Annotated in this window: 20 protein-coding genes and 1 riboswitch; of the genes, 5 read left to right on the top strand and 15 right to left on the bottom strand. The window is 41.7% G+C overall.

The window, feature by feature from the left end; genetic code table 11:
• The 4 genes from G631_RS0104180 to G631_RS0104165 form a co-directional block, all read right to left on the bottom strand.
• Nucleotides 1-1,272 (bottom strand): sugar ABC transporter permease, encoded by a 1,272-nt coding sequence (locus G631_RS0104180; RefSeq protein ID WP_081671230.1) that lies wholly within the window; start codon nucleotides 1,270-1,272, stop codon nucleotides 1-3.
• Complete coding sequence (locus G631_RS0104175; protein ID WP_051196818.1) at nucleotides 1,272-2,630, bottom strand: carbohydrate ABC transporter permease; 1,359 nt, start codon at nucleotides 2,628-2,630, stop codon at nucleotides 1,272-1,274. The genes G631_RS0104180 and G631_RS0104175 overlap by 1 nt, the downstream gene beginning before the upstream one ends.
• Before the next feature lie 137 nt (nucleotides 2,631-2,767).
• Nucleotides 2,768-4,066, bottom strand: a complete 1,299-nt coding sequence (locus G631_RS0104170) for an extracellular solute-binding protein (protein ID WP_026488380.1) — start codon at nucleotides 4,064-4,066, stop codon at nucleotides 2,768-2,770.
• A gap of 211 nt (nucleotides 4,067-4,277) precedes the next feature.
• Entirely contained in the window at nucleotides 4,278-5,291 is a 1,014-nt protein-coding gene (locus G631_RS0104165) for a LacI family DNA-binding transcriptional regulator (RefSeq protein ID WP_051196816.1), read from the bottom strand.
• A 707-nt stretch (nucleotides 5,292-5,998) separates the two neighbouring features.
• On the opposite strand from G631_RS0104165, the gene G631_RS0104160 reads away from it, so the two are divergent.
• Both G631_RS0104160 and G631_RS0104155 read left to right on the top strand, forming a co-directional pair.
• Complete coding sequence (locus G631_RS0104160; RefSeq protein WP_026488378.1) at nucleotides 5,999-6,955, top strand: FKBP-type peptidyl-prolyl cis-trans isomerase; 957 nt, start codon at nucleotides 5,999-6,001, stop codon at nucleotides 6,953-6,955.
• Nucleotides 6,956-7,098: 143 nt separating this feature from the next.
• A complete protein-coding gene (locus tag G631_RS0104155) occupies nucleotides 7,099-7,872 on the top strand; it encodes an SDR family oxidoreductase (protein WP_026488377.1) in 774 nt (257 codons plus the stop codon).
• 250 nt (nucleotides 7,873-8,122) lie between these two features.
• Here G631_RS0104155 and thiC read toward each other — a convergent pair whose 3' ends face one another.
• The 6 genes from thiC to nagA form a co-directional block, all read right to left on the bottom strand.
• Nucleotides 8,123-9,427 (bottom strand): phosphomethylpyrimidine synthase ThiC, encoded by a 1,305-nt coding sequence (gene thiC, locus G631_RS0104150; RefSeq protein WP_026488376.1) that lies wholly within the window; start codon nucleotides 9,425-9,427, stop codon nucleotides 8,123-8,125.
• Between the two features lie 35 nt (nucleotides 9,428-9,462).
• Entirely contained in the window at nucleotides 9,463-10,293 is an 831-nt protein-coding gene (gene thiD, locus G631_RS0104145; protein WP_035789297.1) for a bifunctional hydroxymethylpyrimidine kinase/phosphomethylpyrimidine kinase, read from the bottom strand.
• A gap of 10 nt (nucleotides 10,294-10,303) precedes the next feature.
• Nucleotides 10,304-10,954, bottom strand: a complete 651-nt coding sequence (gene thiE, locus G631_RS0104140; protein ID WP_026488374.1) for a thiamine phosphate synthase — start codon at nucleotides 10,952-10,954, stop codon at nucleotides 10,304-10,306.
• A gap of 57 nt (nucleotides 10,955-11,011) precedes the next feature.
• A complete protein-coding gene (locus tag G631_RS17945) occupies nucleotides 11,012-11,839 on the bottom strand; it encodes a hydroxyethylthiazole kinase (RefSeq protein WP_051196815.1) in 828 nt (275 codons plus the stop codon).
• Complete coding sequence (gene thiW / locus G631_RS0104130) at nucleotides 11,840-12,373, bottom strand: energy coupling factor transporter S component ThiW (protein ID WP_026488373.1); 534 nt, start codon at nucleotides 12,371-12,373, stop codon at nucleotides 11,840-11,842.
• 106 nt (nucleotides 12,374-12,479) lie between these two features.
• Nucleotides 12,480-12,584: riboswitch (TPP riboswitch) on the bottom strand.
• Between the two features lie 134 nt (nucleotides 12,585-12,718).
• A complete protein-coding gene (gene nagA / locus G631_RS0104125; RefSeq protein WP_026488372.1) occupies nucleotides 12,719-13,969 on the bottom strand; it encodes an N-acetylglucosamine-6-phosphate deacetylase in 1,251 nt (416 codons plus the stop codon).
• Nucleotides 13,970-14,189: 220 nt separating this feature from the next.
• Here nagA and G631_RS0104120 point away from each other — a divergent pair, with 220 nt between their 5' ends.
• Together G631_RS0104120 and G631_RS0104115 are read left to right on the top strand one after the other, a co-directional pair.
• Nucleotides 14,190-14,612 (top strand): flavodoxin, encoded by a 423-nt coding sequence (locus G631_RS0104120; protein WP_026488371.1) that lies wholly within the window; start codon nucleotides 14,190-14,192, stop codon nucleotides 14,610-14,612.
• 39 nt (nucleotides 14,613-14,651) lie between these two features.
• Nucleotides 14,652-15,206, top strand: coding sequence for a DUF3793 family protein (locus G631_RS0104115; protein WP_026488370.1), 555 nt, complete (start codon nucleotides 14,652-14,654; stop codon nucleotides 15,204-15,206).
• A gap of 38 nt (nucleotides 15,207-15,244) precedes the next feature.
• On the opposite strand, the gene G631_RS17940 is transcribed toward G631_RS0104115, so the two are convergent.
• The 5 genes from G631_RS17940 to G631_RS0104085 form a co-directional block, all read right to left on the bottom strand.
• The gene (locus tag G631_RS17940) at nucleotides 15,245-17,587 is read right to left on the bottom strand and encodes a beta-L-arabinofuranosidase domain-containing protein (protein WP_051196813.1); all 2,343 of its coding nucleotides are present in this window, start codon (nucleotides 17,585-17,587) and stop codon (nucleotides 15,245-15,247) included.
• A 181-nt stretch (nucleotides 17,588-17,768) separates the two neighbouring features.
• The gene (locus tag G631_RS0104105) at nucleotides 17,769-19,490 is read right to left on the bottom strand and encodes a methyl-accepting chemotaxis protein (protein WP_026488369.1); all 1,722 of its coding nucleotides are present in this window, start codon (nucleotides 19,488-19,490) and stop codon (nucleotides 17,769-17,771) included.
• A gap of 159 nt (nucleotides 19,491-19,649) precedes the next feature.
• Nucleotides 19,650-20,246 (bottom strand): 5' nucleotidase, NT5C type, encoded by a 597-nt coding sequence (locus G631_RS0104100; protein ID WP_026488368.1) that lies wholly within the window; start codon nucleotides 20,244-20,246, stop codon nucleotides 19,650-19,652.
• A 305-nt stretch (nucleotides 20,247-20,551) separates the two neighbouring features.
• On the bottom strand, nucleotides 20,552-22,051 hold the full coding sequence (locus G631_RS0104090; protein WP_026488366.1) for an ArnT family glycosyltransferase: 1,500 nt from the start codon (nucleotides 22,049-22,051) through the stop codon (nucleotides 20,552-20,554).
• 151 nt (nucleotides 22,052-22,202) lie between these two features.
• Nucleotides 22,203-22,634 carry a VanZ family protein gene (locus G631_RS0104085; RefSeq protein ID WP_026488365.1) on the bottom strand — a complete coding sequence of 144 codons (432 nt, stop codon included), beginning with the start codon at nucleotides 22,632-22,634 and terminating at the stop codon, nucleotides 22,203-22,205.
• Between the two features lie 613 nt (nucleotides 22,635-23,247).
• Here G631_RS0104085 and G631_RS21310 point away from each other — a divergent pair.
• Complete coding sequence (locus G631_RS21310) at nucleotides 23,248-23,829, top strand: hypothetical protein (protein WP_051196809.1); 582 nt, start codon at nucleotides 23,248-23,250, stop codon at nucleotides 23,827-23,829.
• Nucleotides 23,830-23,873 lie beyond the last annotated feature (44 nt).

Here is a 23,873-nt window from a genome sequence, read left to right as displayed (position 1 = left end):
TCATCCCTTAACTGAACCTGACAAGCCCTCAACATAAAATCTCTGAAGCCAGATAAACAGGATCACAATAGGAAGGGCAACAACCACTGCTCCTGCCGCAAACTGTGTATAGTAGGTGTCAATTCTCTTAAAGTCTGTAAGCCAGAAAAGACCTACGGCTACTGTGTAAGAACTCTGTTTGTCACCAAAGAGCATGCTTGGGAAAATGTAGTCAGACCATGCTCCCAAAAATCCGCCCAGAACTGTGTACACGATGATTGACTTCGAAAGTGGCAAAGTCACATGTAAAAAGATCTGCAGTCTTGATGCTCCGTCGATGATTGCAGCCTCGTCGATTGCCTTTGGAATAGTGTCAAAAAAGCCCTTGCTGACGTGATAGCCCATGGCTGCTCCAGCTGCACTAACAACGATCAGCGCCATAAGAGACTGATTAAGTCCAAGGCCTTTTAAGATGTTGTAAACGGCAATAAGTGACATAAAGCCAGGGAACATACCAATTATCATAAGGATATTCATGAAGGCTTTTCTTCCGGCAAATCTTGTTCTACTAAGAACGTAAGAGGTTCCAAGCACAATAAGTGTGTTTATAACGCAGCTGCAGGTTGCAACAATAAGAGTGTTGAGCCACCATCTTCCAAAGGGAAGTACGCTGTTATTTGTAAAAAGGTTTATAAAATTGTCAAAGGTAAATCCATGTGGGATAAAGTATCCTACATAATAGCCCTGCTCTGCTCTAAAGGCTGTCAGCACAATCCAGAGAATTGGAAAGAGCCAGATAACTCCAAGAACTGTAAGTGCAATGTATCCTCTGTTTGTCCTTGTAACCTTCATAACAAGCAAAAGAGCCACGAAGGAAAAGACAAATCCAAGCCAATAGCCGTATCCCAGATTCTTATTAAGAAAGTTTCCTGAAATGCCTGCTGCCTTGCAGATTGTCCTTGTTGAGAACATTAAAAGTCCCCAGAACACTGTAGAAATAGCCTGAAGGCACTGCCATATCTTTACTAAAGCTACAGTTGTCTTAAAGAAGCTGACTACAGCCATTACTGCCGAAACTGCGGCAAAAAACACTGTCATATACACAAAAAGATATGATCTTGAAAAAGTATCCTGACCTGCAAGCTCCATGCAGGCTGCAACTAGGGATTTCTTTTCCCCTTCAAGTGAAATGTAGGGCAGGAAAAGAGAAAGCGCTGAAAGGATGGCTGCAATAACTCCATACAGGTGCTTATCAAGGTTTAAGCCTATAACTATCTTATTTTGTCTGTTCATTACTGGAAGCCCTCCTCATTCTTCATTGCGCCTGACCTTGAGAAAGAAATAAGAGTAAACACAGCTGAGATCACAAAGATAATGATGCCTATTGTTGCTGCAAGATTGTAATCATTACTATCCTTGGTCAGCTTGTAAAGCCAGGTAACAAGAAGATCTGTCTTGCCTGCGCCCTTGAAGTAATCAAGAGTAAGCGGCTCTCCTCCTGTCAGGAAGTATATTGGGTTAAAGTTGTTAAAGTTACTGATAAGGTTAGCGATAATGTAAGGAGTTGTCACAAACCACATGTACGGAAATGTGATCTTTCTAAACATAGTCACCGGCCCTGCTCCGTCAATCTTGGCACTTTCATAGAGTTCTCCCGGGATATTCATAAGGATTCCGGAAACCATCAGCATAGTTACAGGAACGCCGATCCAGAAGTTAACTACGATAACTGATACTCTGGCCCAGGTCACACTTGTAAGGAATGGAAGTGCAGCTTCTGTAAAGCCCCACTGCTGCAAGAGGACATTTATGATTCCCCTTTCTCCCAGCATTGTTGAAACCACTCTAAGTGAGATGAATCCAGGTATAGCCATGGTTATAACAAAAACGGTGCGCCAGAATTTTTTATATTTAATTCCTTTGGAATTTATTATCATTGCTAAGATCATTCCGCCAAAATAGCAGGAAAAGGTGGCTGCAAAGCCCCAGATAAGGGTCCATCCCAGCACAGGCCAGAAAGTGTTTGAAAGCCTGTCGCCAGTTGATAGCAGCGTAAAAAAGTTCTTTATACCAACCCAGGTAAAGAGATTTCCCGGTGGCTGGTGATCCTGGTCATAGTTCGTAAACGCCATCAGGATCATGTATATAATTGGCATTACTGTAAAAATAGATAGTCCCAGTACTGGAACTGACAAAAGCAAAAAGTGTACATTTTCGTTGGCAAGGCTCTTTATATCTTCAATGAAGGAGTTAGCTCTTTTGCCAAGTGCTCTTGCAGATCTTGCCTTCTCACCTGAATATATGGAAAAGAGCCAGATTGCAAGGAAAGCCCCTGTTAATACAAGGGTCATTACGCCCTCAAGGAGTATAAGCATGGAGTTATCGCCCTTAGTCACTTCATAAATTCCAAGGCTCTCGTTGTAAACCATGCCCTGAGTGCTCTCACCCAAAGTCCTCATCATATGAAGGTTGTGATTGCCTGTCATGACCATAAAAGCTATGTAAAGAGCTTCTATAGTTGCAAATATAAGTCCCTTTATAACCTGTCCGTTTCTGATATTGGAAAGACCCATTATCAAATAAGACAGCTTTGAAAAAATATCCCCTTTGGTAAAAGTGGTTATGATATTTCTGTTGTTTACTAGCTTCATTTTAAAATCCTCTTTGTGTTTGAAGAGTCGTACTACATATTATTTTGGAAAGAACAAAGCATGTTGAATGCAACATGCTTTGCCCGTAATTATTCTTACTGAACCAGATCCCTACTAAATAAGGATTGTGTTCTTAGTTACTCAGTAAGTGTACTTGTGATGCTGTCTACAAGCGCATCGAGCTGTGCCTGAAGATTAGCCTCTGTGATCTCCTGGTTGTAAATACCTACACCAAAGGCCTTCATAGGATCCCAGTAATCGCCCATCTTGGCGATACTTGGCTGGTTAGTTGCAAGAGCAGCCTGATCGTTAAGGGCGCTGGCTACGATATCATTCTTGATCTCATCGCTCTCTGAAAGTGACTTAAGTACAGGAACATCACCCTGCTTGTTGTATCTTGAAAGGCAGCTCTCCTGACTTGCCATGTATACTGCAAGCTGCTGAGCGCAGAGAGGATACTGTGTATTTGACTTAACTGTGATAGTCTTGAAATCTACGAAGTTAGAGAGCTGGACATCCTTACCGCCGATGTTTGCTACAGGAAGGGCAACTGCTCCAACCTTATCACCAAGAGCCTCTCTAAATTCAGGTGCACTCCATGCTCCGCTTGTTACTGCGCCAAGCTTACCTTCCTTGAAGGCACTTCCGCCTACGCCATCTGCATCCTCAAGGTATTTAGGGTTCTTAGCAAGGTCAATCATGTACTGGCCTGCCGCAAATCCATTAGCATCGTTAAATGAGCAGTTTGTCTCATCAGTTCCATCTTCTCCGAAAAGTGTGCAGCCATTTCCAAGGAAGAACATCTCTGCATACCAGGAGTTTGTAAACTGTGTACTAAAGTTCCACATTCCATCACCAAGGTCTTTTGCCATCATTGTGTCAAGGCTCTTAACCTCTTCCTCTGTAAAGAAATCCTTGTTGTAGTACATAAAGAATGTATTAGGTGAAAATGGAACTGCGTATGTAAGTCCATCAACTGTTACAGCGTTTATAGCGCTTTCTGGAAGATCTGCAGCAAGAACATCAAAATCCTTGGTTATAGGAAGTAAAAGTCCCTTTGCAGCAAGATCACCAACACCGCCGCTTGGTGTATAGAAAATATCAGCAGCTGTATCTGCATCTGTTCCAAGAGCCTGAGGCGCTTCGTCTATACCTACAACTGCAATTTCATAGGTTATGTTGAACTCATCGTGAGCTTCGTCGAACTTTTTAACCATCTCATCAGTAATATCTACTTCCTCTTCAGGAACCCAGATCTTAAGTGTTACGTCCTGAGTTTCTGCAGCTGGAGCTGCATCACCAGCAGTAGCTGTTGCTGTCTCAGAAGTCTTTGAATCTGCGTTTGCAGAATTTGCCTGCTCTGCTCCACATCCTGCTACAGTGCTAAGAGCAATAGCACTTGTCAGCATGAGGGCCCCAATTTTTTTAGCTTTCATTTGTGAAATCCTCCTTTTAAAACAAAAAATAAAATAAAAAAGTAATTGGTTAATCGGTTTACCAAGACTATAAACAAATACAATTTTCCGGTCAACACGTTAACGGGATTTTCCATTTTATAGCTAAAAAAATAGCCGTCTCCCAGAAGAAACGACTAATTTTTTATTAGTTTTACATATGTGTTTAGGTTATCTGTTTACCACTTCAATATCATTCATTTAAAGATCTCACAGACTGCCTCTCATAGACTCTTATATGCTGCCGTTCATCAGCAGTTATCTGCACTCCGCTCTCTATCATTTTAAAGAGGTAATCGCTGGCTTTTCTGGCTTTCCACTCAAAATCCTGGGCAACAGAAGTAAGCTTAGGTGTCATTAGTTCGCAGTCAGGAAGATTATCAAAACCTATCACAGACATATCATATGGCACCCTGATCCCGCACTGCTTGAGTCCTTCAATAACGCCAAAGGCCACAATATCTGACATGCAGGCTATAGCTGTAAAGTCACCGCTGTTGATTCCAATATCCTGACCCACCACAACTGCGCTGTTATAGGTAGACTCTGAATAGTAGATATTTCCTTTTTTAAGAGGAACTCCTGCCTCCTTGCAGGCATCAGAAAAGCCTCTATAGCGTTCCTTTATAACTCCCTCTGATTCTATGTCGGGAGTAACAAGGGCAAGCTTCTTGTGGCCTTTCCCAATAAGATATCTGGCTGACAGATAGCCTCCGCGATAGTCCTCAATACCGATGTTCACTATCTTCTCTCCTGGTGCATAGGTATCAAGATATACAATTGGAATATCTATCTGCTTCCTGATTTCTGGAACTTCATCCTTGTAAACACCTAAAAAGAAGGCACCATCTACATTCCAGGAGGACAAAAGAGGCAATATTTCTCTTGGATCCCCCACGCACCTTAGCATAAGGTAGTAGTCCTTCCTCCTTATGTATTTCTCTAAAGAGGCGATGATGTGGGCATTATAGGGATTTGTAAAAAAGTCTTCATCCTTGCCAAGATAAGGAACAACAACTCCAATGAGTCTGCTCTCCTTTTTGACCAGAGATCTTGCCATTACACTTGGCTTGTAGCCTGTCTCCTTTATGATCTCGTCTATCTTGGCCTTGGTTTCCTGGGAAACCTTGGATAGCTTGCCATTTATTACATTTGATACAGTAGCTGTACTAACTCCTGCTCTCTTTGCGATTTCTCTTATATTCACTACTTCTCTCCATTGATTCTGCAGCCAGGTATAAGGCACTTGGCATTTACGCCTGGTTATATACAGTAAGGTTTTAGTTAACCGTTTAACCTAAGCTTACTATACATAGCATTATGCTGTTGTGTCAAGAAGAAGTGCATTTGCCTATTTCCACCACTTTCGTGTAAGCCAGACATGAACTGGTTTCTGTGACTTGTTTAACTTGTTTATATGATTTTGCCTATAGTTCACTTTTCGTGTAATAGCTTGATTTCGCTGGATTATATGAATTTGATGAATTTTGCGATTTCGTGTAAAGCGGCCTTAAAGCTTGTTTATATGCATTTGCCTATTTCCACCATTTTCGTGTAAGCCAGACATGTACTGGTTTCTGTGACTTGTTTAACTTGTTTATATGATTTTGCCTATAGTTCACTTTTCGTGTAATAGCTTGATTTCACTGGATTATATGAATTTGATGAATTTTACGTTTTCGTGTAAAGCGGTCTTGGAGCTTGTTTATATGCATTTGCCTATTTCCACCACTTTCGTATAAGCAAGTTAATCGAATTGGTGGAACCAGTAATTGTTCTATTATACGAAAATGCAGACATAGCTAAAAGCATGCAGTCCTCCTCTAGTTTGAATATAGTCAACATATATGGTAATATCTTGTAGTTGCGGTTTAATTTGTAACTCAAAAATACAAATATGAAAGGAAAATATTTATGCGTATTGCAGTAACTTATGATAACGGCGAAGTGTTCCAGCACTTTGGACATACAGAGAGCTTCAAAATCTACAATGTAGAGAATGACAAGATTGTTTCTTCAGAAGTAATCTCATCAAATGGTCAGGGACATGGTGCTCTTGCAAATGTTCTTGCAGGTGAGGAAGTTGATGTGCTTATCTGCGGTGGTATTGGTGGCGGTGCTCATCAGGCACTTTCAGACAACGGAATCAAGATTTGTGCTGGTGCATCAGGAGATGCAGACAAGGCAGTAGAGAGCTTCCTTAAGGGAGAACTTGAGGATACAGGTATCAACTGTGATCACCACGGAGAAGGACATACTTGTGGAGACCACGAGGATGGACATTCCTGTGGTAGCCATGATGAAGAAGGCGGATGTGGTGGATGCCACAGCGATGAGGAAGAAAGTGGCTGCGGCGGTTGCCATGGTGATGACGAGGAAGGCGGCTGCGGTGGCGGTTGCGGAGGATGTAGCGGATGCCACTCAGAGCCTTTGTTTGAAGGTAAGAACGTTGGTAAGACTTGCAGAGTTCACTACACTGGAACCTTCAACGATGGCGAGAAGTTTGATTCTTCCTATGACAGAGGAGAGCCTCTTGAATTCGTATGTGGTATGGGCATGATGATTCATGGTTTTGACAAGGCTGTTGCTGAGATGAATGTCGGAGATATCGTAGATATCCACCTTACACCAAATGAAGCTTACGGCGAATTTGATCCTGATGCAGTATTCACCCTCAAGATTTCTGAACTTCCTGGTTCTGAAGGCCTTTCTGTTGGCCAGAGAGTATATCTTCAGGATATGTATGGAAGACCAATTCCAGTTTTGGTAAAAGATAAAACTGATGAAGAGGTAACATTTGACGCCAACCACGAGATGGCAGGCAAGGACCTCAACTTCAAGATTGAACTTGTAGAGATCAAGGAAGCCTAAGAAAACAAAGAGTCGCCCGGGCGGTATTACGAAGCAATAGATTATCGCTATTCAAATAAAAACCTCACCATTGACAGTATTTACATGTGGCCGATATAATTGTATAAAAGTGATGCAAAATAACTATCAATGGAGGGTATGAAATGAAGAATCTTTTGGATCTCACGGGAAAAGTAGCACTTGTTACAGGCGCATCTTCTGGCCTTGGAGTTCAGTTTGCAAAAGCGCTGGCTGAACAGGGTGCAGACATTGCTATTTGCGCGCGCCGTCTTGAAAGGCTTGAAGCTGTCAAGAAAGATATCGAAGCTCTTGGGGTTAAGTGCTTCGCATATAAGTGCGACGTTTTAAAGGTAGACGAAATTCGTGCTATGGTAAATGCAGTTGAAGAGCATTATGGCAAGATTGATATTCTCGTTAACAATGCCGGTGTTGGAGATGCTACTCCAGCAGCAGATCTTCCTGATGAAACCTGGAGAAACGTTCTTGGAACAAATCTCGATGCTGTATTTTATGTAGCAAGAGAAGTGGGAAAAGTAATGCTAAAGAACGGTTATGGCAAGATCATAAATGTAGGATCTCTTCATTCCGAGGTTGTTATGTCTAATACTACCTGGCCAGTTCCTGCATACGCAGCTGCTAAGGGTGGAGTTAAGATGCTGACCAAGGCTCTTGCTGTAGAATGGGCTAAGAGCGGTATTACAGTTAATGCCATTGGACCGGCTTACTTTGGCAGTGAGATGACCAATGATATTCTTTCTACAGGCGGTTTTGACCCTGTTGCTGCAGCTTATTGCCCTATGGGAAGAGCTGGTAGAGAGGGCGAGCTTAACGGAGCAGTTCTTTACTTTGCGTCTGACGCTTCCTCCTATACTACAGGACAAATACTCTACATTGACGGTGGTTGGACTGCTATATAAATGATATAGGTGTCAAAAGTCAAACAAGCTTAACATGTATTCATGTTAAGCTTGTTTTTTTATGATATTAGGAAATTTCTCCGAAATTCCTATATCATAAAAAGCGCTCCGCTTGAGCAGAGCACTTGCTGAGGTATTATCGAAGCTAGTGCGAGCCACACAGAGTAATGGATGCGCACCTCGCGGAGATGAATTTTATTGCTTCGCAATACCGCTCGGGCGCGAAAGAGTCGCTAGCGACTCTTTGTTCTTAAAGGATATCGATATGTTCTCCAGCAAGGGCCTTGTTCATACTGCGGACTGCACAGAACTTGCCGCACATAGAACAGGTATCATCAAACTCTGGAGCTCTGTCTGCTCTGATAGCCTTTGCTGTCTCTGGATCAATTGCACACTCCCACTGGCCTTCCCAGTCAAAGTCCTTTCTGGCCTCAGCCATCTTGTTATCAATATCCATGGCATGAGGTATTTTTTTTGCTATATCAGCTGCGTGGGCTGCAATCTTGGAAGCAATTATTCCCTGCTTAACATCGTCAACATTAGGAAGAGCCAGGTGCTCAGCTGGTGTAACATAACACAGAAAAGCTGCTCCTGCTGCTCCTGCAATGGCGCCTCCAATTGCAGATGTAATGTGGTCATAGCCCGGAGCAATGTCTGTCACAAGAGGTCCCAATACATAGAATGGCGCTCCCATGCAGATTGTCTGCTGCAATTTCATATTTGCTTCAATCTGATCCATTGGCATGTGGCCTGGGCCCTCAACCATAACCTGAACATCCTTCTCCCAGGCTCTCTTTGTAAGCTCGCCTAGTCTTACAAGCTCTTCTATCTGGCATACATCACTGGCATCAGCAAGGCAACCAGGTCTGCAGGCATCTCCAAGAGATATTGTCACATCGTACTCTCTGCAAATATCAAGTATTTCATCATAGTACTCATAAAATGGATTTTCCTGCCCTGTCATGCTCATCCAGGCAAAAACAAGGGATCCTCCGCGAGATACGATGTTCATTTTTCTCTTGTGCTTTTTGATCTGGTCAATTGTCTTTCTGGTAATTCCGCAGTGAAGAGTTACAAAATCAACTCCGTCCTGAGCATGAAGTCTAATAACATCTATAAAATCCTTGGCTGTAAGCTCAGATAAATCCCTCTGGTAATGAATAACACTGTCATAAACCGGAACTGTACCCAACATTACAGGGCACTCCTCAACAAGTTTTTTTCTAAAGGGCTGTGTATTTCCATGAGATGAAAGATCCATGATTGCGTCAGCTCCCATATTTACAGCTGCCATTACCTTTTCCATCTCGATATTGTAATCCTTGCAATCCCTTGATACACCAAGGTTTACATTTATCTTGGTCCTGAGCATTGAACCTACGCCCTTTGCTTCCAAACACTTGTGATTTTTGTTGGCACAGATTGCAACCTGCCCCTTAGCCACAAGATCTCTGATTTCCTCTGGAGTGCGGTACTCATCCCTGGCAACCTTCTCCATCTCTTTGGTGATGATTCCTTTCCTTGCAGCTTCCATCTGTGTTGAATAATTTCCCATAATTTTCCTTCCTTTTTCATAGGTTTTAAAATGTATTAGTGATAAAGTGGTCCTCTTCCATGTCCCAAATCAAGCCCCATGGATATGCATTCTGTTATATAGTCTTTCGCAAGACTCATAGCTTTTTCTAATGTCATTCCCTTGGCAAGGCCACAGGCAATGGCACTTGATAAGGTGCAGCCTGTTCCATGGGTATTGCTGTTATCTATCCTTTTTCCAGACAGCCAAATGCGCCGGCTACCCGGCATTATATAGAGAAGATCATCTGAACTATCATCTCCGGCAAAAGAGCTATGTCCGCCCTTAATAAGAACGCTGTAGCCGCAGAAATCTGATATAATGCGGGCGGCTAACTCCATATCTTCCCCAGATGAAATATACATATTCTTAAAGCTCTGGTCCTGACAAATAGCGGATATGCTCTTTATTATTTTCTCTACCTCAGGAATATTGGGCGTTATAAGAGTGCATCTTTTAAATAACTCTTTTATCATGTATTCCAGATCGCTATTTCTGGATAGCTCTGTCCCTGAGGTGGAACTAAGTACTGGATCCAGCACTACATTTTTTATCTTGTATTTATCAACTGTTTTGCAGACAACTTCCATAATTTTTCTATTAGGAAGCATGCCGATTTTTACTGCATCTGGTTGTATGTCTGATAAAACTGCTTCAAGCTGTTTTTCAACAAATGCAGTTTCAACATTCATCACCGCCGACACCCCCAGCGTGTTCTGAGCTGTGAGTGCCGTGATAACACTCATACCATATACATCAAAGGCTTCCATGGTCTTAAGGTCAGCCTGAATTCCGGCTCCTCCCGAAGGATCGCTCCCTGCAATGGTTAGCACTGTTTTTTGTTTCATGATCTTTTCCTTACCTTCCAGCAATATCTAGTGCTGTACTAGCTGCAAGAAGTTCCCTTGCTGCTTTCCCAGAATTCTCTGCCTTCATGATTGCTGACACGACGCAAATTCCAGCTATTGGAGCGCCTTTAAGTATCTCAAGGTTATCCTTATTAAGGCCACCTATGGCATTTGCAGGGATTGGAACTGCTGCGCAGATATCTTTTAACGTATCTACTGATGTAAGCACTGTCTTAACCTTGGTGGTTGTGGGGTAAATAGCGCCAACTCCAAGATAATCTGCCCCGTTTTTATATGCCTCAAGAGCCTGGGGAACAGTCTTTGTGGTAGCACCAATTATCATGTCATCTCCCACAATTTTCCTTGCTATGTCAATTGGCATATCGCTCTGGCCAAGGTGCACACCTTCTGCTCCAATGGCCATGGCAACATCAATTCGATCATCAATTATAAGAGGCACGCCGAATTCTTTTGTAATATCATGAACCCTTGTGGCAAGCTCCATGTACTCTCTTGTGGTCTTATTCTTTTCTCTTAGCTGTATGAGTGTCACTCCACCCTCAAGGGCATCCCTTACTTTCTCTAAAAAAACTTCTTCTGAGAGCCCTGTACTGTCTGTCACAAGGTAGAGTTTCATCATCTTTCTATCAAAATTCTTCATTGTAATCACCTTAATCTATATCTTCTACGGCTATCAGATTATGCTAGCTGAATTGTCTCATCGTCTGCACACCTGCAAGTTTTCAGCTTTTTGCGAATCCTCATATAGAAAGAAAAGCTCGTCCAAAAAAGCTGCCTGAAAGCTACCAGTGCCGACTCTTTTTTCTTTTTCCAAAACCTTTTCATAGGCCTTTTCGCCGGCAATTCCAAAGAGGCTGCATGATTTGGCAACCGCATGAAGGCTCTGCTCTTTTGCAAGGAAACGGGCGCAGGAAGCGCCAAGTGCGCAGCCTGTGCCTGTAACAAGGCTCATCATAGGATGGCCACTATCATTTATGAGAACTTTTCCGGCAAAAGACATAACATCTCTCTTGCCAGTAGCTAGGATAGCCGCATTTAACTGTTCCGAGAGTTTCATGCTTATTTCTGTGACAGAAGAAAAATCTATATTCTCCTGAGCATCAACGCCCTTGCCCCTGTATGTTTCATCAAAGAGAGACTTTATCTCTGAATAGTTTCCTTTGATCAGGAGTTTTAGATCTTCTCCTTCTGTGTCTTGTTCTAAACTCATTTTTCTACAAGCATCAATGAAGGAATTAAGTTCAAAGAAAAACCTCCTTCTAAGCCCAGAGCAGGAAACTCCCACTGCATCGATGACAACCGGGATATCTTTTTTCAAAGCTGCAGACAAGGAGATTTTCATAGCCTCCATTCTGGTGGTGCTTATGTTACCTAGGTTTAAAAGAAGTGCTGAAGCAGTTTCCGTGATTTCTTTTACCTCGTCTGGGTGTTCTGCCATGATTGGCTTGGCGCCAAGAGCCAAGACAACGTTGGCACTAAGGTTCATGGCTATTGGGTTTGTGATGCAGTGGATAAGATCAGACATTTAGGCAGCCTTTTCCTTTCTATCTTCGTCTCTTAAGCTGTTCTGGATTTTGGTAAGAACGCCTGTTGCCTTAAGGTGCAGGAGAAGCACAAGCGCAATACTGCCACCGATAAGGGTTCCCATGATAAATGATGGCACGTAGAAAAACAGTGTCAGTTCTTCTCTTCCCCAGAGATAGGTCATAACAGGGTAGGATACGATGGCGCCAATAATGCCGGTTCCGATGATTTCCCCAAGAACAGCAGCAATGATCTTGCCTTTTGATAATTTGTAGAAAATGCCAGATAAAGCGGCACCAAAGACTGCGCCAGTAAGGGCAAGAGGCGGGATTCCCATAAAGGCCATTCTGATAATGCCGATCAGAAGTGCACACAAGAAGGCGTAACCAGGCCCCATAAATACTGCGCAGGTGATGTTGATAAGATGTGCCATCGGGCACATACCTTCAACCCTCAGGATTGGAGAAATCACAACCCCCATCGCAACAAACATTGCTAAAGTTACCATTTTCAATAAGTTACTACGTTTTTTCATACTGTCCCCTTTTCTCAGACGAGGAGCTTAGGATTAGAATTGCAGGGCTTTTTTATAATGAAAGAAAAAAAGCGGATGCAACCTAAAATGGCTACATCCGCATAAGCTCTCCTATTATCAGGCGTCCCTACGTTGGCATTATCCAAATCAGGTTCTCGGTCGAAGGTCACACCTTCCTCTCAGCCTGTAATACAAGCTCCCGTCTGTTCAATTTTTCCTTATTCTTTATACAACAATAAATGCCGGTCTGCAAGAGGGTTTCGAGATTTTCGATGAATTTTCTTGTTTGTAAATCTTTTCTCGAAATATGTAGAACAGTACGCATTTCTGTCTAAGCAGTAACAATCACTCAACAATATGTCCTTGATTTATAACATATTTCAGGTTCAGATTATCGTCAACAAGCAGAATATTGGCAACTTTTCCTTCCTCAATAGAGCCCACATCTCCATCAATTCCAATAGACTTTGCAGGGTTAAGTGTCGCAGAGAGTATGACTCTTTCAAGCTCCACACCCATGTCGAAGACCGCAGTCTTCATGCAGTCAAAGAGGTTTGTAACAGAACCCGCAACGGTGTCTCCCTTATCCTTTAGGGTTGCAAGCTTGCCATTCTTGATGACAGGCTGTCCACCTAGCTGGTACTCTCCATCTGGCAGCCCCGTTGCCTCCATGCTGTCGGATATTAGTATGACTTTGTCCTTGCCAAAAGAGCTAAAGGTAAAGCGCACCATTGCTGAATCCACGTGAATTCCATCGGCAATAAGTTCAACCTCTGCCCTGTTTTCCAAAGCTGCTATAATGGGGCCTGGCTTTCTGTGGTGGATTGGGTTCATGGCATTATACAGGTGAGTAACGTGCCTTGCCCCTGCCTTAAAAGCCATATCTGCTGTCTCAAAATCACAGTCGGTATGAGCTATTGAAATATTGACTTTGTCTTTACATTTTTCAATAAACTCCATAGCGCCTTCCGTTTCTGGAGCAATATCCACAAGCTTTATGAGTCTTCCTGAAGCCTCATAAAGTCTCTCGAACATACCTACATCCGGCTTTTGCACATATTGGGGATTCTGGGCGCCAATCTTTTTCTCGCTGATAAAAGGGCCCTCCATATTGACGCCTACCAATGTGGACATAGATTTTGATGTATATCCATTTTCCCCATTGAGGGATTTTTCGTCTATATCATCAGTTTCATCAGATCTGTCATGTTTATACGCATTCCCTTCGATGACAAAATCTCTTACAGTGCTCATGATCTCTTTAAGCATATCCTCAGGAAATGTCATGGTAGCAGGACATATACTGGTAATGCCATGCAAAAGCTCGTATCTCGCTATCTCTTTTAGCCCCTCTAAATCGGCGTTGCAGAAGTCATGCCCCATGGCTCCGTGGAAATGAATATCAACAAAACCTGGAATAGCCATAAGGCCCTGGCCGTCTATTATTTCGTCGTTCTCTTGTGTAGCGTTTTCAAAAAGAGAGCCTTCGCCATCCTCATCAGTAATGACCTTAGTTATCCTATCATTCTCGATGACTATGTCTCCTATTTCAAACTTACTATCCTTATTAAAAATCCTGACATTTTTTATTATCATGATTATCACATCCTGAATTATTTTGCGTTCAACAACCTTTAACATTTTCTTGATTCTGTAACTATAATTATAACCCAGCCCAAGAACTATGTGGTAACCCTTTTGCTATGATTCAGATATAAATGTAACTGATATCTTTTATCAATTTCAAATATTGACTGAAATGGAACCTGCTGTATAATGTTAGCATATGCTAACACATTCAACAAAGGAGGAAAGTATGAGTAAAATAGCAATTGTTTATTGGAGCGGCACAGGCAACACACAGTCTATGGCTGAAGCTGTAAAAAAGGGCGCAGAGGCAAGCGGTGCTGCAGTAGATATGTTCACACCATCAGAATTTAACTCATCCATGGTTGCAGGTTATGATGCAATCGCATTTGGATGTCCTGCCATGGGGGCAGAAGTCCTAGAGGAATCAGAGTTTGATCCGATGTTTACAGCTGTTGAAGGTTCTCTTTCAGGCAAGAAGGTAGTTCTTTTTGGATCTTATGGCTGGGGCGATGGCCAGTGGATGAGAGACTGGGAAGACAGATGCAAGTCTGACAACGCAACTCTCGTTACAGAGAGCGTTATTGCCAACAACGCGCCATCATCTGATGACCTTGAGAACTGCTCGGCACTTGGAAGGGCAATCGCTTAATATCAAAACTACTATCATTGGGGAGGCATCGCATCCAAAATGCCAGATAGCATCATCGTTGAGAACTGCTCACCTACTCTAGCAGGAATAAAGACAGGTAATATTTTCACAGTGGACAGGAGTCTTATTACTGATATACAAAAAGAGCTGTGTGAATTAAATAAGTGCTTTACACAAAAGGGTCTCAGGGTAGTCCCCCTTAGAGTTTCGGAAAAGAATGTCCTGCTCTACGTTTACAGGCCTGACAGATTAAGGGAAGATCTATCCTGTAAGGAAGCCAGATGCATTCTGCTTGAAAACGGCTATAGCTGTAATTCCATAGAAAAAGATATTGTTCATCTGATACATCAGATTCACAACAACAAGTCTTTTCCTCATGAGATAGGTCTTTTTCTTGGGTATCCGCCTGTTGATGTAAAGGGCTTTATGGAGGATTCAAGAAAGGGCGTAAAGTGCGTTGGCTACTGGAAGGTTTATGGGGACAAGGAGAAGGCTGAAAAGATATTTTCCAGATATAGGAAGTGTACTGATGCCTACAAAAGATGTCTTTCAAAAGGAAGGCTCTTATCTTCAATGATAGTAAAGACAGGCTAAAAATGGCACCGCGTAATCTATACGCGGTGCCATTTTTTTCAGACTCTTCTCAAATATACAAATCCAAATACTCTTGCTGATTCAACTACAAAGGAGCCGCCGAAGGTTACTGGAATAGTAAGGACCTTACTTCCAGCTACAGTTCTATGTTCAAGTGCCTTTGCTACTATCTCTTTTGACACAGGATATTCAACAAAATACTCCTCAGAAGTACCTGTATAATAAACCTTGCCGTTGTAGATAAACTCATCTCCAACCTTGATTGTGATTGGCTTACCATTATCTTCTCTAAGGAAGTGGACTTCAAGCAGAAGGTCCTTGCCCTCTTCCGCCTTCATGTGGTAAGTAAAGCCTCCATTTGGCGTAGCCTTTCTGGTTGTACCCTGCGCAGTGCTGCCAACTGAGCCATGATCTTCCATGGCATGGAGCTCGTCGTTTTCATACTGGCCATAACCTGGCTGAACAGTGTCTATAATGCTCTCTCTGCGGGCTTCTTCTGCTTTTCTCTTCTCAACCTCATCATTTGAAGCTGTATTTTTATCAAAGAAATACCAGTAGATTCCATAGCGCTCCCTAGTCTTTTTGTAGTGAGGCGCAAATACAAGATTTCTATCTGTTCCCTTAAGAGTAAAGTTAAGACTTCCCTCTTCTCTTACCATAAAACTGTCTATGTTATCTATGTAGTCCTTGATAGTGCCTTCCTGCACGGTCAGGTACTCATTGCCAGCGATTTTATTTGTAGGAATCGTAACGTCAACGCCAGTTGTGCCATCTATCATGTCTTCTGTGCCAAGGTTTGCAGATAATAAAACCGGGCCATACTTAAAGGCAAATACAGTGTCGCAGTCTGGAAGGCCCTTTGCAACTGTCTTCATGGCAAAAGAGATTTCTATCTGATCACCATTTTCAAAGATTCTGCTAACCTTAATGTAGCCATCTTCTCCTGCCTTAAAACTCTCGCCGCTACTAGCAAGTTTGCAGGTATAGTCTGCAGCCCAGTCAGGAACTCTAAACTTAAGGCTTACATCGCGCTTTCCATCGCATTTAATAGTGAAAAGAGCTGTGTTTTCCATAGGAATCTTAGTCTCCTGGATAAGAGTCAGCTCTTTTGCCTTATCAGTAAGAGTTGAGGAAACGTAGAGATTAACTGTGATTTCCTTGTCATCTGTAAAGTAAATGCTGTCTGAGAGCTTTGTAAAGTTCTCCATTCCAGTACCTGTACAGCACCAGAACTTATCAAAAGGCTTACCATAAACCTTGTAATAGCCTGTGGACATAGGCTGGAAGTACATAGTCATGCCATCTTCCGGATTCTGAGAAGACAAAATTGCATTGATCCAGGTATTCTCATAGTAGTCTGCATACTTCTTGTCCCCTGTTATGCGGAACAGGTCCCTGCTCATCTTGAGCATGTTGTAGGTATTGCAGGTCTCGTTATTACAGTTGGTGCGCTCTGCGTCAAGAACAAAGTCCTCTCCAAAGTGCTCCCACTCACTGTTTCCGCCAGTTACATAGGTGTGCCTTGTTACTACCATATCCCAGAAAGCCTTAACATATTCAAGGTATTCACTAGCCTCTTCACCAACAGTCATATATCTGTTAAGGGCCCCCAGGAATTTAGGGATAGTTGTGTTGGCATGGCGATTATTTAATACATTTTTATCTCCGCTGGCTATCTTCTTAAACAGCTCATCCTCATCAAAAGCGTGAGCAGCCTTTAGGTGCTCCTCTTTACCAGTCAGCTTATAGAGTTTATAAAGGGCATCATTCATACCGCCATATTCTATTCCAAGGACTGTCCTGTGTGTCTCCTCAGACCAGGAAGAAGCTCTGTTGTAGCTCCAGTCACCGATTCCCTCTGCTACCTTAAGGGCAGTTTCATAGCCAGTAAAAATATAAGTATTAACTAGCCCGTCCAGGATCTTGTGCATTGTGTACCACGGAACCCAAGCCTCTGTTATGATGTTTGTTTTACCCTCTTCTACGTTATCAAACTGTTTCTCTACATTACTTATATCAAGAATAGCAGCACCAAATACAAAGCCAGGCCTGCCAAGTGAGTGCTGCTGGCATTCATAAAGGCCATCAACCATTTTCTTTATAAGGTCCAAAAGAGCTTCTTTATCCTCAGGTTTAGTCCCGGAATTAGCATAGCCCTGAGAAGCCGCTGTAAGGTAGTGGCCCATTGTATGGCCCCCGATCAGCATATTCTCCCAGCCAGCATAGCGCATTTTTTTAGGACTTAGCCCTGCGTTTTCATAAAATCCAGCAAGCATCCTGTCTGGATCAATGCTCTTTAAATATGCAACGTCCTTGTAAAGGGCATTCTGGCAATAATCATCTGCAAGAAGTACTTGTGAAAGATCATACTCTTTTAACATTTTTATTCTCCCCGATTTTGGTCTGATATAGGAACTGCTCTAAGACTATAGATTTTCGCAGTTCTATAAATAGTATGATAACATAGACATTTTTCACTTACACTTCATATATTGCTTGCTTATTATTAAAAATGGCGCCGCAACATGCGACGCCATTTTTTTATCATATTTTACATGATCATCAAGGTTTGAAGTAGCTCATAGTCTCAGTCATATTCTCAGCCAGCTCCTGGAGCTTACCTGCTGACTCAGTGATTATTGAGAAGGTAGCATTAAGTTCCTGCATAGAGGCATTTGTTTCCTCTGTAGATGCTGCATTTTCCTCTGATATAGCTGAAAGATCTGAAATGATCTCAACCAGTTTATCCTTGGCCACATTGAGTTTTTCAACATGATCAGCGATGCTGTCGGCACTGCCTGATACATTCTGTACGTTATCAGCCATGCTCTGCATGTTGGTCTTGGTATCATCAAGCTGCTGTGACTGTTGTTCAAAACTCTCATTGAGTCTCTGCATGACTTCTACAGAAGCCTCTGAATCTGCAAGAAGCTGTTCTACAATCTTCTTGATTTCCTCTGCACTATTGCTACTCTGAACTGCAAGCTGTCCAATCTCTGTAGCAACTACAGCAAAGCCCTTTCCAGCATCTCCTGCTCTTGCAGCCTCAATACTTGCATTAAGTGACAAAAGATTAGTCTGAGATGCGATTTCTGTGATAGCCTGCGAGAACTTAGAGATCTCTTTTGCTGAATCGTTAGTAGAGTTGATGGTGCGCCCAATATCGCTTACTGAGGACTGAACCAGTGTGCTCTGGTCTATGAGCTTACTAAGAGCTGTCATGGCAGCCTCACAGGAATTCTTCATCTCTGTAGCATAGCCATTTAGCTGCTGTACATTATCTGAAACTTCCTCTATATCTCTACCGATATCCTGTGTATTTCCAGCTGCAGTCTCAATGCTATCTGCCTGAGTAACAGCTCCTCTTGAAATTTCATCCACAGCCTGACTTACCTGGTTAGATGCTGTAGACGCCTGGTTGGCAGAATCTGCAAGCTCTGAACCTGAAGTCTTAAGCTCATTGGACATATCCATGGTATTTCTAATGACATCACCAAGCTTGTCACTAAGGGTCTTGGCTCCATCAGCAAGAAGTCCGATCTCATCGTTTCTGTCAATAAGCTTGGGATCTATATCGAGTTTAAGTTCGCCCTTTGAAAGAAGGCCAAGTTCGTCAGCAATACGTCTCATCTTGTCTGAGGATTTGTTGGCAACAATTATGCCTAATGCAGAAACACCAATTGTAATTACAACTGATATTATGATCATCTCGATGATGATAGATCTTATGGTTGTAGAAACAGTCTTGCACTCTCTTCCGGCAAAAACCATTCCCACTACGCTTCCGTCGTCATTGGCAAGAGGAACGTAGTAGATATAATATTCCTGAGAAACACCAGCTGGTGCAGCCTGGGCAAAATAAGACTGTTTCTTATTAACTACTGTGTCATACAAGCTATCAGAAATGTTATGACCAATGGCTTTCTTGCCAGAGGAGTCCTTCATAGTAGTAATAACTCGCTCTTTTCCATATATGATAGAGTACTCAAGTCCTGTCTCAGCCTTTAGGGCATCCATAATCTCTTCGTACTCTTCCATTACATTTTCTTCACCTTTGTAAAGTATCCCATCACGGTAGTCCCAGGACCCGTCCCAGACGTTGTTCATCTCACTGTCAAGCTGTGCGGCAGCTACAGACAGCTCTTCCTGAACCATCTTCATGTAGGTATCAGAAATCTTGATGCCACCCATAACAGTCAGAACAGTTGCAACGCCAACAATCGCCGCTACAGCAGCAAAAATCAGCTTTTGTACCAGCTTACCATTACGAACTCTGGTTTCCATTTATGTGCCTCCTTATCCTTAAGGTTGTCAAAGCGAAACAATTATCAGATTAATTATAAACGTATTCTAGATAATACATAATTAAATCTTTATAAAGACTTCATTTTACAATTCAAAAATAGTGAGGCAAATTGCTATAAATGGGCACTACGAAATCTTTCAGGAAATTTTCTCACTAATAGCTTTCCAATTAGTGCAGCGGGTATAATTATCTCCTGGAAGCTCGTGTTCATGATTCCAAGGTCTGTCAAATACCAGAACCTTGAGCTCAGGCAGATGGTCAAAGAACTTAAAGGCCATTGGTGAATCCTCTATGGCATAATCAAACTTGATCTTGTAATAATCCTCAAGTTCCATGTTGAACTCGCTATTTTTTATAAAAGCATCTCTTCCATATTTGTTCAGGCAAAAGAGCTTTACACGCTCAAGGCCATGTTCATCGAGCCACTGTCTTGATGGCTCATAGGCACTTGCGGGTCTTCCTGTAATGATCATGACTTCATGCCCCTTATCTAAAAGCTCATTGATGACTGTAGATGCGCCGGGAGTCTCCTCATATCCTAAAAGGATCTCTGGGCGATGGCCCTCCAACATCAGCTGCTCGTATTCTTCATCAGTAAGTTCAAAAGACTGCTGAAGGTTAAAGAACTTAACCTGCTCATAGGGAACATTTTTCCCAAAGAGCCTTGCAGCAATGTCTACAAAACCTCTTGCTGTCTCGCATAAACAATCATCAAAATCAACGTAAATCTTCATTGTGTTACCTCTTACTTCTTACTACTTGCTTCTTACTACTTATTTCTTACTTCTAAATCTACTAGATCTTTAATTTTTCTTTCTGCTTACAGATTCTGTCAGGAACATCCCTGACAAACCATAATATCATATTTGTCAAGCCAAATGCACAGTTTCTCGTTTCCTGCTCAATTCTTGTCAAAACCAGTGTATTTGCAAAGCCGCATAGTCCTTTTACAAAAAAAGCGGACAGCGTTGCAATAATCCAAAATAGCATGTTATCTTCTACACTTTCAAATAATTTTTTTAGTTACAAAAAGCCACGGTTACTGGGCTAATCTATAAAGGGTCAGTGTATTATCTTCCAATGAGCTAAACTCTGGTTCAGATGAAACCACTTCATATTCAGTGTTAAGAATCCCCTGAATATATGTGTCTTTATTACTATATACGATAATCCACAAAGGCTTCTTGGTTTTAAATTCCTCATTTAACAGCTCTACATATGACTCACTAAATTTAGCCTGCCAGTCCTGATAGGCAAAGAACCTGCACGCAGGAGAAATGTCCATATCCAGATAAATTGTCGGATTGGCGTTATATGCCACAACGCTGCCACGCTCATCCTCTGGAATCTGAGAAGAAAAATCAATTAGCTGCCTGTACTTGGCCACAGCCTCTTCAGAAGGATTTGCAGAATAGGTCTCATACTTACCAGCCATCTTGATGATCTCCTTGCCTGTTCTATAGGAAGCAATAAGAAGCGTACCAGTTAGCGCAAAAACACCCATTTTTCTTGCTATGTCGCGGTTTTCAGCTATAGTGTATGTCAGCTCATAGACAGAAACTATTAGAAGGCCAAAAGTGATCATAGAATAATGGTCATATCTAAAGATACTCTTAAGCAGAATTTGAGTTCCGATTCCCATAGCAATATACATTATTCCGTCATAATATCTTTTCCTGAAAAGGATTACAAAACCTGTTCCCATCAGAGCATAGCTTCCAATCTGCCTTGTAGCTGACTTAATAAATGTAATTAAGCTGCTATTTGCCCCGGCTGTATAAGAAAGATTAAACAATATCGTTCCGTACCAGAAATCATAGGTACAATCATTAATAGCAAAATAAATCATAAATGGAACAATCGCCAGTGCTGTTCCGCCAATAAACGCTATTGCATTCCGAAGGAGATTGCCCCAGGCCTTGTTTGCACATAGATAAATTACTATAAAAAGTACAGCAATGCACACAGCTACAGAGTTTGTTATCCTGGACATTACGCACAGACCAAAGGTTATTCCGTAAAAGAGTGCGCAAAGTGGGTTGTGGTCCGGCTTTTCTTTTGACTTCTTATGAATCCAATCTGTAATAAAGTACATGCAAATTATGAGAAATGGATTTATATATTCTTCTAAAAGATTTCCACCCTCATAATTGCAGGAAAACACTATGATGCCAAGACATGCGCCAAAAACAGACCATAGCTCATTAAGAGTCCTTCTGAGCAGCTTGTATATAAAGCTTTCCGAAACAATGGCAAATAGTATCTGGATGATCAACACACCATATTTATTTCCAGTGAGCATGAATCCCAACAGATTTACCAGGAAAATTGCAGGGCCCTTCTGATCCCACAAATCTTTATAGGGTGTAAGACCTCCAAGCCATTCCCTGCCCATTACCAGGAAGAAGCTAGAATCCCAAGCTTTAAAATTGGGATATAGTGGGCTTGTTGAAGCTGAAAAATACAGCACCATTGCCACAGCAAAAATGATAAAGAGCAAATACTTTAGTGATCTATTTAAGAGGCTTCTGTATTTCATTTTAGTCTAATATGTACCCTTTCAGCTGATATATGTAGTCGAGACACACATTAAACAATTTAACATCTATCAGGGGGAAAAACAACGAAAAAAGTGACAGGTCCTGTGAAGAAGTGTTCACGTTACCTGTCACCCTCTCTCATATTATCACTTATTCACGAATCTTGCGCTTACTCCCTATCCACCTGCATAGTGCAACCAATCCAATTCCTACAAGAAATCCGATAGCATCAATTATTATATCTCCCACTTCAAACTCCCTGGTCGGAAGAAAGATTTTCAGCGTTTCATCTGCAAGTGCAATAATGCTACATACTCCAACAGATACCCATACTTTGGAAAAAGGAAAAGCGGCTATAAATCCCAGCATGAAATACAATGGTAAATGAAGAAGTGACCTGAACCAGTGCATATCTGTTGCCCATCTCCCCGAGACATTTGGAATTAATTCCTTGCACAAATCCTGCAATCCATTCGAAACACTAATTGTCTCACTTGGTGGCTGCGTAGTCCCTACAGTAATAACAATAAGCATCATAACAATTGGTAAAATCTGTCTAATTCTCTTATCCAGCATATCCATTCATATAATCTCCCCCACAATCACTTTTTTTCTATGTACTATTAGACAACCTGCTGATCAAAAAATCAACATTAAGGAAATCTTAAGAAATTTCGATGGTAAATCTTAAGAATTTTGTGTTAGCATAGATTTCGGCTCAAGTTTTCCGTCAACCTCTCTGTTGACTCATGAGCCATCATATCTGGCATTTCGCCAGTACTTTCCTACACCAGCTTGCAAGCATCGTAGAAAAAATAGAAAGGAATCAAACAATTTGATAATCAGCAAAAACAAATACTTTTTTAGGGCCCTTTGGCGGCCATTGGTTAATAGGATGTACAAGGACACAATCTTCAGACTGCTTTTCAAGGATGATAAAGAAGCTCTGCTTGAATTGTATAATGCTATTAACCACTCTAATTATGATAATCCAGATGACCTTATTATCAACACTTTGGAAAATGCGATATTCATGGGAATAAAGAACGACTTGTCCTTCATCATAGATACACATCTAAACATTTATGAGCACCAGTCTTCTAAATGCCCCAATATGCCTCTAAGGTGCCTATTCTATGTGAGTACTTTATACTCACAACTCATTGATCAAAGCTTACTATACAGAAGGACGAAAATGAACATCTACGAGCCGCATTTCATCATGTTTTACAATGGCAAAGAGGAAATGCCAGAGAGAATGACTTACAAACTGTCAGATTTGTACATGAATAAATCTGAAAATCCCGACCTAGAACTCATCGTAAAGGTGTATAATATCAACAGAGGTATGAATACTGATCTGATGAAAAGCTGCAAGAAGCTTGAAGAATACTCTCTTTTTGTTGCAAAAGTCCGCGAATACGCAAACAGTATGCCTATGTACAAGGCTATTCCAAAGGCTATTGATTATTGCATTGAGCACGACATTCTGCGTGACTTCTTGATAAAGGAAAGGAAGACCATTATCATGTATAGTTTATTTGAATATGATCAAGCTGAACATATGAAAGATATTGCAGAAGTAAGCAGACTTGAAGGAATAAAGGAAGGTTTAAATACCGGCCACGATAACGGAGTCAAAGATACAACCGAGTTATTCTCTTGGCTAAAAGCCAATGGTAGAGCGTCAGATGTATTAATTGCAATCGATGATTCTGACTTCCTCTCACAGCTTTTTGCTGAATACGAAGCTTGGAAAAAAGATAACGCACAGTAATATAAAAGCATTAAATCCCTGCTCTTGCGAGCAGGGATTCCTTT

The sequence above is a fragment of the Butyrivibrio sp. XBB1001 genome (genome assembly GCF_000424505.1).
Lineage (GTDB): Bacteria > Bacillota > Clostridia > Lachnospirales > Lachnospiraceae > Butyrivibrio.
Note: the sequence above shows the minus strand (reverse complement) of the source record. Positions and strands in the feature narration are given on the sequence as shown.

Coding starts and splice junctions, on each gene's coding strand:
- G631_RS0104155 (WP_026488377.1), top strand. CDS start 7,099: ATGAAGAATCTTTTGGATCTCACGGGAAAAGTAGCACTTGTTACAGGC.
- G631_RS0104160 (WP_026488378.1), top strand. CDS start 5,999: ATGCGTATTGCAGTAACTTATGATAACGGCGAAGTGTTCCAGCACTTT.
- G631_RS0104100 (WP_026488368.1), bottom strand. CDS start 20,246: ATGAAGATTTACGTTGATTTTGATGATTGTTTATGCGAGACAGCAAGA.
- G631_RS0104120 (WP_026488371.1), top strand. CDS start 14,190: ATGAGTAAAATAGCAATTGTTTATTGGAGCGGCACAGGCAACACACAG.
- G631_RS17940 (WP_051196813.1), bottom strand. CDS start 17,587: ATGTTAAAAGAGTATGATCTTTCACAAGTACTTCTTGCAGATGATTAT.
- G631_RS0104175 (WP_051196818.1), bottom strand. CDS start 2,630: ATGAAGCTAGTAAACAACAGAAATATCATAACCACTTTTACCAAAGGG.
- G631_RS0104180 (WP_081671230.1), bottom strand. CDS start 1,272: ATGAACAGACAAAATAAGATAGTTATAGGCTTAAACCTTGATAAGCAC.
- G631_RS21310 (WP_051196809.1), top strand. CDS start 23,248: ATGAACATCTACGAGCCGCATTTCATCATGTTTTACAATGGCAAAGAG.
- thiE (WP_026488374.1), bottom strand. CDS start 10,954: ATGAAGAATTTTGATAGAAAGATGATGAAACTCTACCTTGTGACAGAC.
- G631_RS0104115 (WP_026488370.1), top strand. CDS start 14,652: ATGCCAGATAGCATCATCGTTGAGAACTGCTCACCTACTCTAGCAGGA.
- thiD (WP_035789297.1), bottom strand. CDS start 10,293: ATGAAACAAAAAACAGTGCTAACCATTGCAGGGAGCGATCCTTCGGGA.
- G631_RS0104170 (WP_026488380.1), bottom strand. CDS start 4,066: ATGAAAGCTAAAAAAATTGGGGCCCTCATGCTGACAAGTGCTATTGCT.
- thiW (WP_026488373.1), bottom strand. CDS start 12,373: ATGAAAAAACGTAGTAACTTATTGAAAATGGTAACTTTAGCAATGTTT.
- G631_RS0104105 (WP_026488369.1), bottom strand. CDS start 19,490: ATGGAAACCAGAGTTCGTAATGGTAAGCTGGTACAAAAGCTGATTTTT.
- thiC (WP_026488376.1), bottom strand. CDS start 9,427: ATGGGAAATTATTCAACACAGATGGAAGCTGCAAGGAAAGGAATCATC.
- G631_RS17945 (WP_051196815.1), bottom strand. CDS start 11,839: ATGTCTGATCTTATCCACTGCATCACAAACCCAATAGCCATGAACCTT.
- nagA (WP_026488372.1), bottom strand. CDS start 13,969: ATGATAATAAAAAATGTCAGGATTTTTAATAAGGATAGTAAGTTTGAA.
- G631_RS0104085 (WP_026488365.1), bottom strand. CDS start 22,634: ATGGATATGCTGGATAAGAGAATTAGACAGATTTTACCAATTGTTATG.
- G631_RS0104090 (WP_026488366.1), bottom strand. CDS start 22,051: ATGAAATACAGAAGCCTCTTAAATAGATCACTAAAGTATTTGCTCTTT.